The sequence below is a fragment of the Enterobacter sp. K510 genome (assembly GCF_055804875.1).
In genome coordinates, this window is record NZ_JBNRLQ010000030.1 from 1 (window position 1) to 409 (window position 409).

Below are 409 nucleotides of genomic sequence, written 5' to 3' on the forward strand. Positions count from 1 at the left end.
TCTGGGTACCGAAGGCACCACTGAAAGCGGCATGATCGCAATGCAGCTGGACGCGAACGCGACTGCCGACGCGGTGATCGAGAACAACGGCGCGATCAACATCTATGCGTCCAACTCTTACGCCTTCAGCAAGCTGGGCGCGAATGGTCGTATCGTCAACAATGGCACGGTAAATCTGGAAGGTAGCGGCAGCGGTCTGGTGAAAGAGAGTGGTGTCGAGGTTGCCGGGGTTAACGGCAATACGGCAGACAAGAGCGAAGCGCATTACGCGTCTTATACGCTGCCGACCGATCCGACTGTGGCACCCCAGAGCACCGGTCTGCGCAGCAGCATCAACCAGTACACCGTCGGCACCAGCGCAGACGGCAGTGCGGGTACGCTGACGGCGAGCCACGTTGACATTCAGGAC

The 409-nt window shown here is 59.7% G+C and carries 1 protein-coding gene; it reads left to right on the forward strand.

Annotated features, from left to right (window positions below; genetic code table 11):
- The coding region (locus ACQUTD_RS21590) for a hypothetical protein (protein ID WP_473277447.1) at nt 1-409 on the forward strand (409 nt) is incomplete at both ends.